This window comes from Terrisporobacter glycolicus ATCC 14880 = DSM 1288 (genome assembly GCF_036812735.1).
GTDB lineage: Bacteria > Bacillota > Clostridia > Peptostreptococcales > Peptostreptococcaceae > Terrisporobacter > Terrisporobacter glycolicus.
Genome location: NZ_CP117523.1, coordinates 1614066 through 1631292, shown reverse-complemented (window position 1 = coordinate 1631292; position 17227 = coordinate 1614066). Strand labels below are relative to the sequence as shown.

The window sequence follows — 17227 nt, the reverse complement described above, 5'->3', positions numbered from 1 at the left end:
ATCATGAGTCAAATACTAATTGGTAAGGATATTAATAAATCTTTCAACGAAGATAAAAATAAACAAAAAATATTAAATAATGTATCTATTTCCATAGAATCAGGTGAGTTCATTTCCATAATGGGGCCTTCAGGCTCTGGAAAATCCACACTTATGTATATACTAAGTGGTATGGACAAATGTGACAGTGGTAGTATTTTATTTCATAATAAGGATCTCTCTTCTCTTAATGTGGATGAACTTGCAAATATAAGATTAAGTAAAATGGGATTTGTTTTTCAACAGCCTAGTCTTCTTAAAAACTTAAATATTCTAGATAATATTATTCTTCCTTCTGTCAGGTTGAACAAAAAAAATGTAAAATCTATTACTAATAAAGCTCTTTCACTTATGAAAAAAGTCGGTCTAGAAAATTTAGAAAATCGTAGCATTGCACAAGTTTCTGGTGGCCAACTACAACGTGCTGGAATATGTCGTGCTCTTATGAACGACCCCGAAATTATCTTTGGAGATGAACCTACAGGAGCCCTAAACTCAAAATCTGCTCAGGAAATAATGGATATTTTAAGATATTTTAATAAGAATGGAACTACAATTCTCCTTGTTACACATGATGCAAAAGTTGCTGCCCAAAGTGACAAAATTATGTTTATGAAAGATGGTAAAATAATCCATGCATTAAAACTTTCTAAATTTGATGGTACTAATTTGGATGATAGATTAAAAAGAATCACGCAAAAAATGCATGAAATTGGTATCTAACATTAAATGCTACTATAAATAAACTTATTTGTAATAAATTTATCTACAGTAGCTTTATAATTATTAATACTACTATAAAGTTATAAAGTTGATTTAGCTAATATTTCTTCATTAAAGTTATCACTATTTATTGGCCACTTACCATATTTTCTTGCAGCTGCCATAAATGCATCTATATTTTCTATAGGAGAGTTAATAGGTATACCACATCCTGTACTTAGCAAATATCCCTTTGGACTGTCATACCCCTCCTCTATGCATTTTTTTACACCTGCATAAACATCTTCTACACTACCAAGCATCATTACTTCTACTGGATCCACATTTCCAACAATAGGAAGTCTGTCTCCCACAAGTTTTTTTGTATCAACTAAACTAACTCTATTGTCTATACTTAACATATTACAACCACTTTCCACTAAGTCCAAAGTCATATGAGAAGTTTCTCCACAAACATGATATGTAAGGGATTTTCCAAAACTATGTACATAATCTACTATTTCTTTTGTATATGGAAGAACAAAGTCTCTATAAGTTTTCTTATCTATTAGTGTTCCTGAAGCTATTGGATCACACAAAGATATTCCCGCTCCTGCTTCTAAGAAATCTTTCATTACTATTTTAGTGGCATCCGTACTAAATCTTAATAATTCATGAACTTTTTCAGGTTCTTTTCTTATGGATCTTAATAATTTTTCCACAGGATAAATACTTCCAGCTGCCGTTATTGGTCCATGAATACTTAAAGATGCTCCAACTTCATGTCCATATTTCTCCATACAAATATGATACGCATCATAATTTAATTGATACCATGGATCATTTTTTCTTTCTATTTTTGATAAATCTAAAGAACTTAAATCTTTAAGATTTTTTAAATAATGCTCTATTATGGCTGGAACTCCATCTTCTGGATCATTAGTTTTACTACCTAAGGCAATACCAACGCCATGAAGTCCATACTCTATGGAAATACTATCATTTCCAAATCTCTCATAACAAGCTATTTGTGCCTGAGCTTGGTTTTTAGCACAACTTCTTTTTTCTTTATGTGTGATTCCAGCTACTCTTCCTGATACTGATGTTACAAATGGTAGGGCTGGTATTCTATCTATTTCTTTTCCACTAAAAAATCCTGCTAGTCTTTCCTTAGGAGTCATTTGATCATCTTTATGCATTGTAATCCCCCCAGTTCAATAATTTTATAATTAGTTAGATGGAAACTTTAAACAACTAGAAAATAACCTTTCATAACCTTCTGATGCTCCAAGCTCCATATATTCCATATTTTTAGATAATAATTCCATATCTTCTTTAGCTTCCTTAGACATTAATGCCATATAGGCTCCTGTTTTTGAAGAGTTACCTACATAAACTATTTTTTCTTTTACTTCCATTGGTAAAATTCCTGTTCCAACTAAGCTGTCCACACTAACATGAGCTCCAAATTGACCTGCTATCATTACTTTTTTCAAGTCTTTCATTTCAATATTAGCTTTTTTAAGTAATGCATAAAAACCAGAAAGTATAGCTCCCTTTGCCAGCTGGACTTGTCTAATATCACCTTGTGTGATCAACAGTTTATTTTTATTATCATCATAAAGTATAAATTCTCTTTTTTTATTATTAATTTGTATTCTATTTAATCGATAATCATCTTCTTCTAATTTTTCTAGCTTAATAAAAGCACCATTATCTCTTACAATTCCTGTTTTTAATAGTTCTTTTACTACAGCTAAGATTCCACTTCCACATATTCCTATAGGTTTTTCTTCTCCTATAACCTTTATTACATTTTCTTCTTCATTAATAATTACATCTTCTATGGCTCCATTAGCTGCTCTCATTCCACAACTAATATTCATTCCTTCTAGTGCTGGCCCTGCAGCACAAGAACAAGATAAAAGATTACCTTTGTTTGATAGAACGATTTCCCCGTTTGTTCCTATATCTATAAATAATACATCTTCATCTGTTTTATTTAATTCACATACATAAGCCCCTGCTACTATATCAGCTCCTATATATGCAGATACAGAAGGCAGACAATAAAGTCTTGCTTCCTCACAAGCTAATAATCCTATATCTTTTGCTAAAACATTTTTAGAAGTAGTAAATATAGGTGCAAATGGTGATTTCCCAATAGATTTAGCGTCTATTCCAAGCAACATATGCATCATGGTGCAGTTGGCTGCCACAGTAATTTCGTATATATGTTTTTTATTTACATTTGCTTTTTTGCATAACTTTTCTATCATTTCATTTATAGATGCTACTATAGCTTTTTGTAAATTTTCAACCCCATCTTCTTCATTTTCCACTTCATATGTAATCCTAGTTAATACATCTAATCCATACTGTTTTTGTACATTAATCATGGATTCAACACATAGTTCTGCACCAGAATTTATATCTACTAAGGATGTAACTACTGTTGTTGTTCCTATATCCATAATCACGCCATATATTTTATCTCTTGTATCATTTTTTTCCATATAAATTACTTCATCATTATTAAAAACTGCTGTTATTTTTTCATCCTGTGATTTTATTTCTTTTAACAATTTCCAGTCTAATTTATCAATATTTAATTGTCTCAAAATTTCATTTTCCAAAGGTCTTTGATTTTCCAAAGTTGATTTTTCAAGACTTATTAATTTTTTATGTATGGAAGGATTAACTTGAAACTTTGGCATATACCCACTGCTTAATACTTTATGTTTTCTCTCTTTTTGTAATAATTCTATTTTTATATCTTCTTTTGGTTTTACTAAACAAGATAGACGTATATTATCATTAATTTCTTCTTGTGATAAAAGTTTTTTCTCTGTTTCACTTAATTCTCCCAAATTCCCAGAAATAAGCTTAATTTTACATTTGCCACAAACACCTTTACCATTACAAGCATTATCAACAAATATATTTTCATCTAACAAAACATCCATTAATGTTTTATTTTCTTTTTCTATGAAAATTTTACACATTTATTTCAATCTCCTCTGTGTTTAATGTACTTAAAATAGACTGTATATTTTTAAGTGGAGATTTTGTTCCAAGTCCACATGCTGGTGATATAATATTTGATCCATCTTTCACACATTTGTTAGTTAGCAATGAAATTTTATCTGGACTTCCAAATTCTAATGTATATGTACTTACATTTCCCATAAGAATTCTATTTGGCAAATTAGCTCTAGCATTTTTCATGGAAACTACTGAGTCAAAACTAAGAGCATTACTTTGTATCATATTTACTTCTTTGTAAACACTTCTCATTTGACCACAAATATGTACAATAGTTCCTATTTTTTCTTCTTGCAAACTATGAACTACTTTATTTATATATTTTACTGCAAATTGTTCAAAGTCTCTTGGTCCTAAAATTTCTCCACTTCCACTTGGGTCAGAGATGGCAATTATATCTGCTCCTGCATCTATTTGAGCTCTAGCAAAATTAATAATTTCATCTGTAACGAATGACATAAATTCATGAGCTTTTTTATTTTTTTTTCTCAATTCTTTATAAAAAACAACAGGCTCCATAAGAGAACTGGCTGTACTTATAGGTCCTGTAATATTTCCTATTATAGGTACATTGTTGCCTTTTGATTTTAAAATTTTTATAGCATCTAATACTACTTTTGCTCTGCCTTCTTGCATATTCATTTCTTTTAAATTTTCGTATTCGTCCACACTATTTATGGCATATTCAATTACATGTGGTTCATATTCTTTTGTTCCTAAAGTTACTTTTGCTCCCATAGCTTCAGCTTCTATAGTCATACAAAAAGGAACTCCATAATTTTCAAAACACCCATTTTCATAGTTTGCACTGGCAAGTTCAGCCATTTTTTCTCCATTTAAGTGTGCATTTGGCCAAAATACATTCGATCTATCCATTAAATCTGTTGTTATCATGTTCATCATACCACCTGGACATATGCAAGGCGGTCTATCAACTTCTTCATTATTAAATACTTTTTTAATTCTCTCTTTTGGTGTAATCATTTTATCAACCTCATTTTAAATAGCATTTACTAAGTTCTTAGCATGTAGAAGCTCTTTGGCAACTTTTACTGCTTCAACTGCATTACTTGAATATCCATCTGCACCTATTTCATTTGCATATTTTTGTGAAATAGGACTTCCTCCAACCATAACTGTAACATTATCTCTTATTCCTTCTTCATTTAACATGTCAATAACTGTTTTCATTCCACCCATAGTTGTTGTCATTAATGTTGACATACAAAGAAGTGATGCATTTGTTTCTTTTACTTTTTTCACAAAAGATTTTAGATCCACATCTCTTCCTAAATCATGCATTTCAAAGCCAGCAGTTTCAAACATAATTCTAACTAAGTTTTTGCCTATGTCATGTGTATCTCCTTCAACAACTCCTATAACACCTTTTACTTTTGCATCTTCTTCTTGTTCTGGTAAATGAGGTCTTAGGACATCTAGCCCTGCATACATGGCATCTGAACACAACAATACATCAGTTACAAAATATTCTTCTTCATCATAAAGCTTACTTGCTTCATTCATTCCCTCAACTAATCCATCCATTATTCCATCAAAAGCTGAATGTCCTTCATTTAAATATTCTTTGGCAACATCCACCACTTCTTCGTCTTCCATTTCAACTACACACTCAGCTAATTTTTTTAAAAGTTCTTTTTTTGATGACATAATTGTCCCCCCTATTTTATTTTTTTATATTAGTTTGATTCCCTTAATCTTACCTTCGGTCAATTCGTAATTTATATTTTTAATACACATTTGACCTACTATTTTTGTTTTTCCTATAACTTCAATACAGCCCTCACCATATTTCATAGGTTTTGATAATTCAATGTCATATAAACTTGCTTTATTTGTTCCAAGAAGTGCAAATGTTGTTTTTGGACATAGTAATAATATGGTCTTATCATCTATAATCTTTTCAGCCTTTTTCAAGAAAGGATATGTAAACATTTCCACACTCTCTTTCATCATTTTAGGCCCAAGAATATTAACACCACCTGAAGAGTCAGCAAAACTAATTAAATTAGCTCCAGCTCTTTGTCCTTCTTCTATAAAGTTAAGGATTTCATTTTGAAATTTATCAAATATTTGTTTCATCTTCTCTGGTTCTTTTCTAAAAATCTTAAATGCACGTGTGGCGTCCATTAGAACATTTAAAATTGTAAATGGTCCACTAACTTCTAAAACAATATTTTGTCCTTCATTTCTTAAACATGTGCAGGCTTTTAATACTTCTGATATTCTACCCTTTGTAAAATCAATACTTTTAAGATTTAATACATCCTCAGCACTTTTGCACACATATTCCTTTGCCCTAGGTCCTATCTTCTCATCGCCATAATTGATAATTCCACCCATTGCTTCTCCTTCTACAGTGTGACAAAAAGGTAGTTCACAAAAAGCTGCATTATCATGTTTTTTTAGTTCTTTAGCTATTAAGGTCATTGTCTCGCAATATTTATAGGCCTGGGGAAAACTTAATTTTAAATTTCTCGTCACTTCTTCATTTATTCCTGCTGAATTATTATAAGTACATTTAAAATCAACTATCTTCTCCATATGTTTTTTTAGACCTTTCTATATATTTAGTTCTTCACATTACTAAGAGTAACATATCAAAATAATTTATAAAAATTGATAATTTTTATAGTTCTATGCTCTTTATAAATAAAATCAATATATATGAAAATTATAAATAAAAATAGCCAATGACCTTAATCATTGGCTATTTTTATTTAATTTATATTATCTTTACTTCATTAACTTAGCTTCTAATTCATCTTCCCATTTTCCGTTATATTTCCCATCTTCTAAAGCTTTTAAGTCTTTCTCTAAAGAATCCATGTCCACATTATTAACTGCATTATTACTTGATGTTGTTTCAACTTGTGTAGTTTGTTTAGTATTATATTCCGCTGCATCGCTTTCCACATTTCCAGAGCATCCTGTTAAGATTATTGACCCTCCTATAAGTGTTAGTGTTATTAAAGATTTTATATTTTTCATTTAATTTCCTCCGTTAAATTCAATTTCATTTTCTATATACTATATATGCAAATTGAAAGTTTTATTTGGGAACCTTTTTATTAAAAATGAAAAATTTTTTATAATATTAATAAATTACACTTTTAGATATAAAACATTAATCAAATAACTTTAAATTTTTTCCATCAAAATCCATTTGATATAATTTAAATTCACGTTCATCTTCTTGATATGATACAAACCATACTTTTTCATTTAATATGTGTATTCGACCTGCATCAATATCGGTTATTCTACTTATTTTTTTAGCTTTAATATCTATTTTATACAAATAAAAATCACTAAAAAATATATAGTTTTTATACAAGTTAAAATCAATCAAATCTTTATCTAATTCTATTATTCTCTCTTCTTCATTATTATTAAACATATTCATTCTGAAAAAACCTGCCCTATCATTATCGAAATAATAGATAAATTCCCCTTGAACAATTGGAGCACTAACATTTGTATCTAATAGTTTTATTATAGTATTAGTAGATAAATTTAATTTGTATAATCCATCTCCATCATTTGCAGAGTAATATATATTATACTTACATACATTTAATCCAAATGCGTTTTCAGCAATCTTTATCTTCTCTTTAGTATTTAAATTCATTTTATAAATATCATCTTGAGTAAAAAATAAATCATCATTCAATGGAACCATATCATCTATACTACCATAATCTTTCGAACCTTTGAAAATAATCTCATTTTCCAGATTAGTAAGATTAAGTTTACATATACTAGCTCCACTTGTATAAAAAATATCATTTCCTCTTTTATGTATGTATTGTACCTCTTCTATATCTGAAAGTTTTACTTTTTCATTTAATTTTAAATTTTTTTTATATAATTTTCCTTCATCAGAAGATATATTGCTATAATATATCCACTCTCCCTCTATATGAATAATTTTTTCATTTATTAAATTTCCATAGTTCATTATTTACTCCTTTAATAAAATAGTAGATTCTCTTTATTTTTAAAAATAACGCACTTGCTCAATGCTGCGAGACTTAAACAACTCCTCTATTAAATTAATTTGATAAGAGCTTACCTTTATAACAGCATTGTTATTAGAAAACTTAGATTTTTTCTTAAGCTTTAACTCAAGAGTATGACAAACATTGCCCTTTACATGTTCTTTAGTCCATCTATATCCACATACATTACTAAAAGGAATAAAGCTCATAAGTGTAAGTATACCATCTGTATATACAATATTATTACTATTTTTAGGATTTAATATGGAGAACAAAACAACCATAATGAAGTAACTCTTTGATAGGATTATTATTTCTAAAACTTCTTTTAAAACTTCATTTTTAGGTATCTCATTAAATTCTATTAAAAATGCTGCTAAAATTAAAATAATTGATCCCACAAAAAAATATTGTATGTATTTTGCCATTTTCTCATACCAAGTAGACATTTTATAGGACTGAATATAAAAAATCGGCTCTTTTTTAGAAAGTTCACAATCTTTTTTATGTGTTTTTATAAGATCAAATATGAAATATCCATAACATAAAGTCATAAGTATTACAAATGATGCAGATATAAAAACATTAGAATTACTTATATAGGTATCTACAATTTCAGCCCCAACATATAAAAGTAATGTTATACCTATGAGAAATGCTTTAAATAATCTTTTAGATTTATTAGATTCACTTTTATAAATTTCACTTAAAATATCAGGATCTCCCATTTGCTTTAATGCCATGTTTGTTGCTTCTTCATATTCCATACCTTCTTGTGTAAATTCTTCAATATAACTAGAAACATGATCTCTAAGTTCATCTTGTATATCTTTTGCTCTTTCTTCTGTGGAAATAAATTTACAAGTAGATTGTAAAAATTTTTCCACAGATTTATTTTGTGTATTCATTAATACTGTCCCCCTAATACTAAATTCATTGTTTTACTAAATATAACCCATTCATCTTTTCTATCTTTCAATTCCAGAAGTCCCTTTTTAGTAATTTTATAATATTTTCTACGTCTACCATTTTCCACATTCCAAAAAGATTCGATTAACTTACTTTTTTCAAGCTCATGTAATAGGGGATATAAAGTACCCTCCTTAAAAAGAAATACTCCATTAGACTTATTTTCAATTTCTTTTATCATTCCATATCCATACATGGGCTCATTTTTTAATGCATCTAAAATTAATGTTACTGTACTACCTTTCATAAGCTCTTTATTCAAAACAACACCTTCTTTAATAATTTATTAAATCATACCTCGGATTTCTATGTATTATAAAGAAATTGTATTTCTATAACCCTCATTAGTCAACTGTAAATTTTTACCAAAACAAAAAGTTACCTAGATATTAATCTAGGTAACTACACATTAAATTGATTTACTAACTTTTAAAGGATTCACTTTCAAGAAATACTCTAATATCCTTGAGTATATAGATGTGAAAATCATTCCTATAATTATAGATTTAACTCCATATACAATTAATCCAACAAACAACACTATTATGTTAATTTTACTTATTGTTTTAGCTATATTTATATTATTATTCTTCTTATGCATAATAAGTGCTATAACGTCTACTCCCACAGTTGATGCATTTACAATAATGCAACAATAATATCCCATTCCTATAAATATACATGCTAATATTAAATCTACTACTGTATTAACATGTAGTGAAAAAGGTAGAGAGTAAAATAATGAAAATAAGGTGATATAGAATAAGCTGCCAAATATAGACTTTGAAAAATTATCCTTACCTAAAAATATATAACAAGTTATTAATAATAGTAAAGTTAATCCATTGCTCAAGTATAAAAGTGGCACTGATAGTAACTTATTTAATATCATAGAAATACTTGTAACTCCACCATTTATAATTTCATTAGGAACCATCCACTTTGAATAAGCTATTCCCATAAATATATTTCCTAATAAAATAATGGATATATCTTTACTATACTTTTTAATCCTATTTTTATCCATGTTATTCTCCCATATATAAATTTCCAAACATATATATTATACATGAAATTTTAATACAGAAGGCCATATTGGCTAAATATATCAATTCTAAAAATAAAACCTATCAATTATTTAATAATTTTTTATTTGCATTTACTTATTTAAATATTCCCTTATTTCCTTTAAATAATTTCTTCTTATTATTAAGAAGTAAATAATTAAAACTATAAAGAAACTTCCCATAACTATATATGCTGAAGAAGCCACTTCCATATTAAAGGAATTTTTAACTGCCAAAAGGGCAAATGTTGAGTGCATTACAGCTATTACATAGGGTGCTAAAAACAATATTCCTATTTCTATTGTTGAAATTTTTCTTATTTCTTTATATGTTAGACCTATCTTATTAAGCTTCATATACTTTTCTTTGTCTTCCTGACAATCCATATAAATCTTGTTGTATAAAAAACTACTTGCTGTAACGAAAAATATTAACCCTATAAATATAGTTAAAAACAACAAGGTAGAAAAAATTGTTTTTCCATAATCAAGTACAAAAGATTTTGATAAGAATTTATACGTTCCATTATTTAATTCTTCTTTATGAGTATTTTCAAAGTTTTTACATATATTCAAAGTTTTCATATAATTTTGTGTATCAAAAGTAGTAAATTCATCTACTACACAGTTATTATTTATTTCATCATATAAATCATCTTTAACCACGTATATATCATAATAAGCTGGCATAACAGACTTTTCTACTTGTGTAGCAACTTTTAAATTATTATCATCTACTACAACTTTTTTATTTACTTTTTTATTTTCTAATAAAGTTAGTGATATTGCTTCATTTTTTCTAAAGTTCACTGTTTGTTGATTTAATTTTTCGGCAAACTCTTTATACTTGGATTCTTTAATTATTTTAACCGATTTTTCTTTATCCTTTGAAAAAACAGTTTTTATCTCTCCACTTATTTTATAATAAGGAATCTTTTCTTCTTTCAATGAATTTTCCAACAAATCAACTTTATCCATATAATCTTTTTTATCAAATTCATCCAAATTATCAAGCATACTTTTATTTGTTGCAAAATGTATTGCTTGAGGATAAGCCAACTCAACTTGTCTAGTTTGATCTTTCCAATAGGCATATACTGCACCTATGGCAGTAAATGCAACTGCAGAAGTTATGCATATTAAGAAAAACATTCTTGTATTGTCTTTCATTTTATAATACAAATTTGATACGCATAACATATTAGTATTTTTCTTATAAAATTTTTTATTATTTTTTATAGTTTTTATAATAAATACACTAAGTTGAGAAAACAATAAATATGTTGCTATAATAGTCATAAAAGTTACTGGTGCTATGGTATTTACCAATTGTATTTTTGTAACTGTCACCGCTTTATAATATGACCATACAAAAAGAGCTATACACAATATAACAAGTAATATAGAAAACTTTGGCTCTGGTCTTTGAGTTTCACTCCCCTTTAACAATTTTAAAACTTTATCTTCTTTTACTACAAAAGAAATAAACAAAGATATTAATAGTGAAAGTAGCATAAAGTAAATTATGGTTGCTATCATTGACATTGCTGGAATATAAAACTTTAGTGGCTCTATTCCCAGTAAATTTGATATGGCAATTAAAATTATCTTAGAAAAAATCAGTCCTACTGCTACACCAAGAGTAGATGATAATGCATTTATAATGAAGTTTTCTATAAAAATCATCTTTTGAACTTGTTTACTTGATATTCCCAAACTGTATAATATTCCAAACTCTTTACTTCTACCTTTCAAAAAAACACTTACTGAATAAAACACAAAGAAAAATAAAAACACATATACAATAATCGAGCATACTTTAATTGTTAACAGTAAATAATCATCAAATGTTGAAGTGTCTAAATTGGGATGATTTATAAACATATTAAAGGAAAATAACAAAGCTGAAGATATTAAAATGCTAAAGAAATATCCTAAATAAGACTTAGTGTTTCTCTTTACATTTTTATATGCAAATTGGACAAAGTTCATTATTTAGTACCTCCCAATAAAGAAAGTACATCTATTATTTCTTGATAAAATTGAATTCTATTTTCACCTTTATAAATTTCGTTGTAAATCTCTCCATCTTTTATAAACAGTATTCTATTACAATAGCTAGCTGCTAAAGGATCATGAGTAACCATCATAGTAGTTACTTTTTCTTCTTTATTTATTTTCTCCAAATACTCCATTACATCTCTTGCTGATGCAGAATCAAGATTTCCCGTTGGTTCATCTGCCAGTAATAAAGTAGGATTATTAATTAATGCCCTTCCTATGGCAGTTCTTTGAGCCTGTCCTCCAGAAACTTCATAAGTCCTTTTATCTAATAAGTTTTCAATTCCCAATATTTTTGAAACTTTATTTAATCTATTCTCTTGTTCTTTTAAATCTACATTGTCTAGGGTTAAAGGTAAAATCATATTTTCACCAATTGTTAATGTATTTAATAAATTAAAGTCTTGAAATACAAATCCAAGTTCTCTTCTTCTAAATAAAGCTAGGTCATCACCTTTTAGGTTTAAAATATTTTCTCCTCTTAATGTTATTGTTCCTGATGTTGGTTTATCAATAGTTGAGATAAGATTTAAAAGTGTAGTTTTTCCACTACCACTAGGCCCCATTATACCCACAAACTCTCCATCCTCAATAGCAAAACTTATGTTATTTAGAGCTGTTGAAATTACTTTTTTACCATATACTTTTTTTAAATTTTTTATATTTAATATTTCCATAATTCTTCTTCCTTTCTAAATTAATTGATTTTTCTTATATACCAATTTTAATTTAGATTTAAAAATGTAACTATCTGCAAACCTTTCAAGAGTATTACATTCATGTAAGGTTTGTATATTTTAAAAGTCAGTAGTTCATTTACCACTGACTTTTCATTTATTAAATAATATGGATACTTTCGTTCCTTTTTTCTCTTGGGATTTTATTTCTATATTATGTCCTAAATTATCACAAACTGTTTTTGCTATGTAAAGTCCCATACCTGTGGACTCTCCATATTTACGTCCATTTTCACCTGTAAAAAATAAATCAAAAACTCTTTTTATATCATTCTTGCAAATTCCTACTCCTTCATCAATTATATCTAATGAAATATATTTTTCATTTTCTTCATAATCTATAGTTATATATTTTCCATAACCTTTTGAGTATTTTACTCCATTTATAATAATTTGTTTTATTACAAATTTTATCCACTTCTTGTCAGTGTGTACTTCTATGTCCTTGTTCAGATTCACCTTAGGCATTATTTTATTTTTTATAAATAATCTTTTTTCTTCATTTACAATTTCCATGATTTCATCATATAAATTAACTCTTTCAATTACAAAATCTTTTTCAAATTCATCTAGTCGTGCAAAATACATTGCCATATTTAATCCTTTGTCTAATTTATCTACTTCCTGCATAATTTCTGACTGAATTTCTTCTCCTTCATAATCTTGAAGTTGAAGATTTATTACTGATAAAGGAGTTTTCATTTGATGTATCCAGTGATTTATAAAAGTTAAATGCTCCTCATGCCTTTTCCTTTGCTCTTGCAAAGAATTTATGTATAACTCATATTGATTTTCTAAAATTAATGATACATTTTTACCTAAGTCAGATCTTCCAAGGTCCACAAAGGACCCGTCTAAAGTATTTATTTTTTTTCCAAAAAAGTTATATATTTTTTTAGAGTTTAAGTATCTGTATATTATAAAACAACTTATTATAAAAGTATTAAACAATAATATATATATAGTTTCACTAAAATTTATATATTTCATCATATTACAATAAAAAAGTGTAATTACAAGTCCTAAATAATAAACAAAAACATATCCCTTATATTCTCTTATAAATAATTTCATATTCTTACCTACCAAGTTTTATTTAGTTTGTATCCAACACCTCTAACTGTTTGAACTCCATCTTCTATTCCCAAATCATAAAGTCTTTTTCTTATTCTACTTACATTCACATTTAGTGTATTTTCTTCTACAAATTCAATATCATCCCATATTTTTTCCAATAAATAATCTCTACTCACTACTTTTGGATATTTTTTTATAAGGCATTCCAAAAGTATTCCTTCCTTTTTAGTTAGAACTAAATCTTTACTCTTATACTTTAGTTCTAATCTTTCTGGGTAAAATTTCAATCCATCAAGTTCTACAATTCGTTCATCCAGCTTTGGAGAGTACTCACCATATGCTCTTCTTATATAACTTTTTATTTTTGCAATAACCACATCGTAATAAAATGGCTTAGTTATATAATCATCTGCTCCACTTTCCAAAGCCCTAATTTGATCCATTCCACTGTCCCTTGCCGATATAAAAATTATTGGTACATTTGATTTTTGTCTTATTTTTGTACACCAATAAAAACCATCAAACTTTGGCAAGTTAACATCTAATAACACTACACTTGGACTAAGCTCATCAAACTCTTCCATAATATTATTAAAGTTTTCAACTATTACTGCCTCGAAACCATATTTATTCATGTAATCTTTTAATAAGGTGCTAATTGATATGTCGTCTTCCACAATATAAATTATATTATTCATATTACACCTCCTCCAGTATTTATCTTACAAATAGTTATTTATATTTATCATAAATATAACATTTACTCTATGATTTTATCAATAATACATCCAATAATAATATACATCCTAAGACTATTCTATACCACCCAAAAACTTTAAAGTCATGCTTTTTAATATAATCCATAAGAAACTTTATAACAAATAAAGATACTATAAATGATATTATTATTCCAACTATTAAAACAATTCCTTCTAAACTTGTAAATACAACACCAAATTTAATTAACTTTAATAAGCTTGCACCTAACATCACTGGTATGGCTAAAAAGAAAGTAAACTCCGCAGCAACCCCTCTGGAAACTCCCAATAATAACGCTCCTACTATAGTTGCTCCTGAACGTGATGTTCCTGGAAATACTGCGGCTATTAGTTGAAAAACGCCTATAATTATAGCAATTTTGAAACTTAAATTATTTATATTATCCACCTTTGGATTTTTCCCTTTGTTATAATTTTCTATTACTATAAATAAAACACCAAATACTATTAAAACTATGGCCACACTTTTAAAATTATAAAATAGCTCATTTATTTTATCATCACACAATATCCCTACTATTGCTGCTGGCACACAAGCTATAAAAATTTTCACCCACATAATAAAAATATCTTTTTTTACTATTTCTTTATCTTTAAAATCAAAGGGGAATATTCTTTCCCAATACAAAGCTACTACTGCCATAATGGCCCCTAGCTGTATTACTACAAAATACATTTCTTTAAAAGCTTCTGACATATTTAGTTGTAAAAATTGATCTACTAAGATCATGTGACCTGTACTACTTATGGGAAGCCACTCTGTAATTCCTTCAATTATACCTAAAATTATAGATTTTAAAATTTCTATCAATTCCATAAATGCAACCTCACTTTAAAATAAATTTGATTATACTAAAACTTTATTATTTATTTTACATTTAATCTATCTGCAAACCTTACACAAAGATTACATCTATGTAATAAAAAAGTACTAGGTATAAATTGCATAAGCAAATTCACCCTAGTACCTTAATTGTTTTTATTTAATTTTGTGCTTATAATATATAGCTAAAACTTTCAACATCTAAATATTCATATCTTTTCTCTTATAAATTAAGTAAGTACTTACAATGGATACAATCATTATACAAATACCTATTATAACATATTTCATTTCAAATCCATTTTTTAAAAGGTCTCCTGGTACATAATAATCAAAAGGCGAAAAATACTTAAGAAACTCAAAATCTTCTTTTAATTTACCTATTATGCCAAATAAATAAGAAACAAAGAATATTCCAATTGATATAGGAATTCCTCCTTTATCTGACTTAACCAAAGCAGATATGAACATTCCTATAAACATAAATACAAGGCCTAAAATAAACATTCCCATATATACTATTTTAATATTTATCAAAAGATCCATAAGTTCCACATTATCTGGTTTTACTGCCATACAAACAAATATATTAGTTGCACCTATAATTACTATATAAAGAAAATAAATTGAAATTATTGATAATAACTTATAACTTACGATTTTGCCTCTTTTTATTGGTTTTGAATATAAAAATTCTATTGTTCCCTGACTTTCTTCTTTTATAAGAGAGTTAACTCCTAAAATTGCTCCATATACAGCACTTGCCATGGCTATATATTGAATAACATATGCCATATAATTAAATATATCTGAAAAATCTGTTCCTGCATCTATATTAAATGCCTTTAACATATCTACAGATAAGCCACTCATCTTATCATTTACCAATTCTTGCATTCCCATATCCGCCATACTTGGAAACAGTGACATAAATAAAGCTATCATCATACCACAAACTACTGACCAAATAAGACATGATTTTAATAGTCTTTTAAACTCAAATTTAAATATATTCATTATTTATCTTCCTCCTTATTTTCATAATAATTTAAGAAAGTATCTTCTAGGTCTTCTTTTTCTATTAATAATTCATCAATAGTATATTTGCTTAATTCTTTAACTAAATAATTTGCATCTTTGTAATAAAGGAAGACAAATGAGTTGTTATTTGACTTATTTAAAATCTTTCCACCTAAATTTAGTATTATTTCTTCATTAATACCCTTACTGCTTAATGTAACTTTTAGACCTAGAGTCTTTGTAGCCTTTTCAAGTTCAATTACATCTATTATTTTTCCCTCTTTTATTACAGCTACCCTATCACATAAACTTTGTACTTCGTTCAAATTGTGAGATGATAAGAAAACAGTATTTCCTTTTTCCTTCTCTTTCACTAATATATTAAATAACTTTTTTTGCATTAGAGGATCTAGACCATTAGTAGGTTCATCTAAAATTAAAAGTTTTGGATTTTGAACTAAAGCTTGTGCAATTGCTACTTTTTTCTTATTTCCTAAACTAAGTTCTTCCATTTTCTTTTCCATGTCTAATTCTAAATCTGTACATATTTGTGATAATTCTTCATCACTAACATTTGGATAAAAACTTTGAGCATATTTCATTATATCCTTTACTTTAACTGTGTCGTAATATTTAACTTCACTAGGCACATATCCTATGCTTTCTTTTATTTTACAATTATCTTTTACAATATCCATTCCAAATATGGTTGCACTTCCACCAGTTGGATATATGAAGTTTAGTAATGTCTTTATTGTAGTAGATTTTCCTGCACCATTTGGTCCAATAAATCCGTAAATTTCTCCTTCATTTACACTTATATTAATATTTTCAATTCCTCTATTTTTCTTATACGATTTTGTTAGGTTCTTAGTTTCAATTATCTTCAC

The 17227-nt window shown here is 27.5% G+C and carries 18 protein-coding genes; 1 reads left to right on the top strand and 17 read right to left on the bottom strand.

What is annotated here, in order from left to right; all coding sequences use genetic code 11:
• The first annotated feature begins 3 nt into the window (after positions 1 to 3).
• Complete coding sequence (locus TEGL_RS08100; RefSeq protein WP_018591326.1) at positions 4 to 762, top strand: ABC transporter ATP-binding protein; 759 nt, start codon at positions 4 to 6, stop codon at positions 760 to 762.
• Between the two features lie 80 nt (positions 763 to 842).
• On the opposite strand, the gene TEGL_RS08095 is transcribed toward TEGL_RS08100, so the two are convergent.
• The 17 genes from TEGL_RS08095 to TEGL_RS08015 all read right to left on the bottom strand — a co-directional run bounded on the left by TEGL_RS08095 (position 843) and on the right by TEGL_RS08015 (position 17227).
• Positions 843 to 1940 carry a uroporphyrinogen decarboxylase family protein gene (locus tag TEGL_RS08095; RefSeq protein ID WP_018591327.1) on the bottom strand — a complete coding sequence of 366 codons (1098 nt, stop codon included), beginning with the start codon at positions 1938 to 1940 and terminating at the stop codon, positions 843 to 845.
• A 30-nt stretch (positions 1941 to 1970) separates the two neighbouring features.
• Positions 1971 to 3746, bottom strand: coding sequence for an ASKHA domain-containing protein (locus tag TEGL_RS08090; RefSeq protein ID WP_018591328.1), 1776 nt, complete (start codon positions 3744 to 3746; stop codon positions 1971 to 1973).
• Entirely contained in the window at positions 3739 to 4770 is a 1032-nt protein-coding gene (locus TEGL_RS08085; protein ID WP_018591329.1) for a methylcobamide:CoM methyltransferase MtbA, read from the bottom strand. Before TEGL_RS08085 ends, TEGL_RS08090 begins: the two co-directional genes overlap by 8 nt.
• Positions 4771 to 4785: 15 nt before the next feature.
• Positions 4786 to 5454, bottom strand: coding sequence for a corrinoid protein (locus tag TEGL_RS08080; RefSeq protein WP_018591330.1), 669 nt, complete (start codon positions 5452 to 5454; stop codon positions 4786 to 4788).
• Between the two features lie 24 nt (positions 5455 to 5478).
• On the bottom strand, positions 5479 to 6348 hold the full coding sequence (locus TEGL_RS08075) for a uroporphyrinogen decarboxylase family protein (RefSeq protein ID WP_018591331.1): 870 nt from the start codon (positions 6346 to 6348) through the stop codon (positions 5479 to 5481).
• 192 nt (positions 6349 to 6540) lie between these two features.
• On the bottom strand, positions 6541 to 6795 hold the full coding sequence (locus tag TEGL_RS08070) for a hypothetical protein (RefSeq protein WP_018591332.1): 255 nt from the start codon (positions 6793 to 6795) through the stop codon (positions 6541 to 6543).
• Positions 6796 to 6931: 136 nt separating this feature from the next.
• On the bottom strand, positions 6932 to 7765 hold the full coding sequence (locus TEGL_RS08065; protein WP_018591333.1) for a DUF5050 domain-containing protein: 834 nt from the start codon (positions 7763 to 7765) through the stop codon (positions 6932 to 6934).
• Positions 7766 to 7804: 39 nt separating this feature from the next.
• A complete protein-coding gene (locus TEGL_RS08060; protein ID WP_018591334.1) occupies positions 7805 to 8713 on the bottom strand; it encodes a permease prefix domain 1-containing protein in 909 nt (302 codons plus the stop codon).
• Positions 8713 to 9021, bottom strand: a complete 309-nt coding sequence (locus TEGL_RS08055; protein ID WP_033316522.1) for a PadR family transcriptional regulator — start codon at positions 9019 to 9021, stop codon at positions 8713 to 8715. The genes TEGL_RS08060 and TEGL_RS08055 overlap by 1 nt, the downstream gene beginning before the upstream one ends.
• A 162-nt stretch (positions 9022 to 9183) precedes the next feature.
• Positions 9184 to 9801: a YitT family protein gene (locus TEGL_RS08050; protein ID WP_018591336.1), complete on the bottom strand. Its 618-nt coding sequence runs from the start codon at positions 9799 to 9801 to the stop codon at positions 9184 to 9186.
• A 132-nt stretch (positions 9802 to 9933) separates the two neighbouring features.
• Positions 9934 to 11832, bottom strand: coding sequence for an FtsX-like permease family protein (locus tag TEGL_RS08045; protein WP_018591337.1), 1899 nt, complete (start codon positions 11830 to 11832; stop codon positions 9934 to 9936).
• Positions 11832 to 12578, bottom strand: coding sequence for an ABC transporter ATP-binding protein (locus tag TEGL_RS08040; protein ID WP_018591338.1), 747 nt, complete (start codon positions 12576 to 12578; stop codon positions 11832 to 11834). The genes TEGL_RS08045 and TEGL_RS08040 overlap by 1 nt, the downstream gene beginning before the upstream one ends.
• Before the next feature lie 153 nt (positions 12579 to 12731).
• A complete protein-coding gene (locus TEGL_RS08035) occupies positions 12732 to 13712 on the bottom strand; it encodes a sensor histidine kinase (RefSeq protein WP_018591339.1) in 981 nt (326 codons plus the stop codon).
• Positions 13713 to 13720: 8 nt separating this feature from the next.
• Positions 13721 to 14413, bottom strand: a complete 693-nt coding sequence (locus tag TEGL_RS08030; protein WP_018591340.1) for a response regulator transcription factor — start codon at positions 14411 to 14413, stop codon at positions 13721 to 13723.
• Positions 14414 to 14480: 67 nt separating this feature from the next.
• A complete protein-coding gene (locus TEGL_RS08025) occupies positions 14481 to 15311 on the bottom strand; it encodes an undecaprenyl-diphosphate phosphatase (protein WP_018591341.1) in 831 nt (276 codons plus the stop codon).
• Positions 15312 to 15518: 207 nt separating this feature from the next.
• On the bottom strand, positions 15519 to 16334 hold the full coding sequence (locus TEGL_RS08020; RefSeq protein WP_018591342.1) for an ABC transporter permease subunit: 816 nt from the start codon (positions 16332 to 16334) through the stop codon (positions 15519 to 15521).
• A complete protein-coding gene (locus tag TEGL_RS08015) occupies positions 16334 to 17227 on the bottom strand; it encodes an ABC transporter ATP-binding protein (RefSeq protein ID WP_018591343.1) in 894 nt (297 codons plus the stop codon). Before TEGL_RS08015 ends, TEGL_RS08020 begins: the two co-directional genes overlap by 1 nt.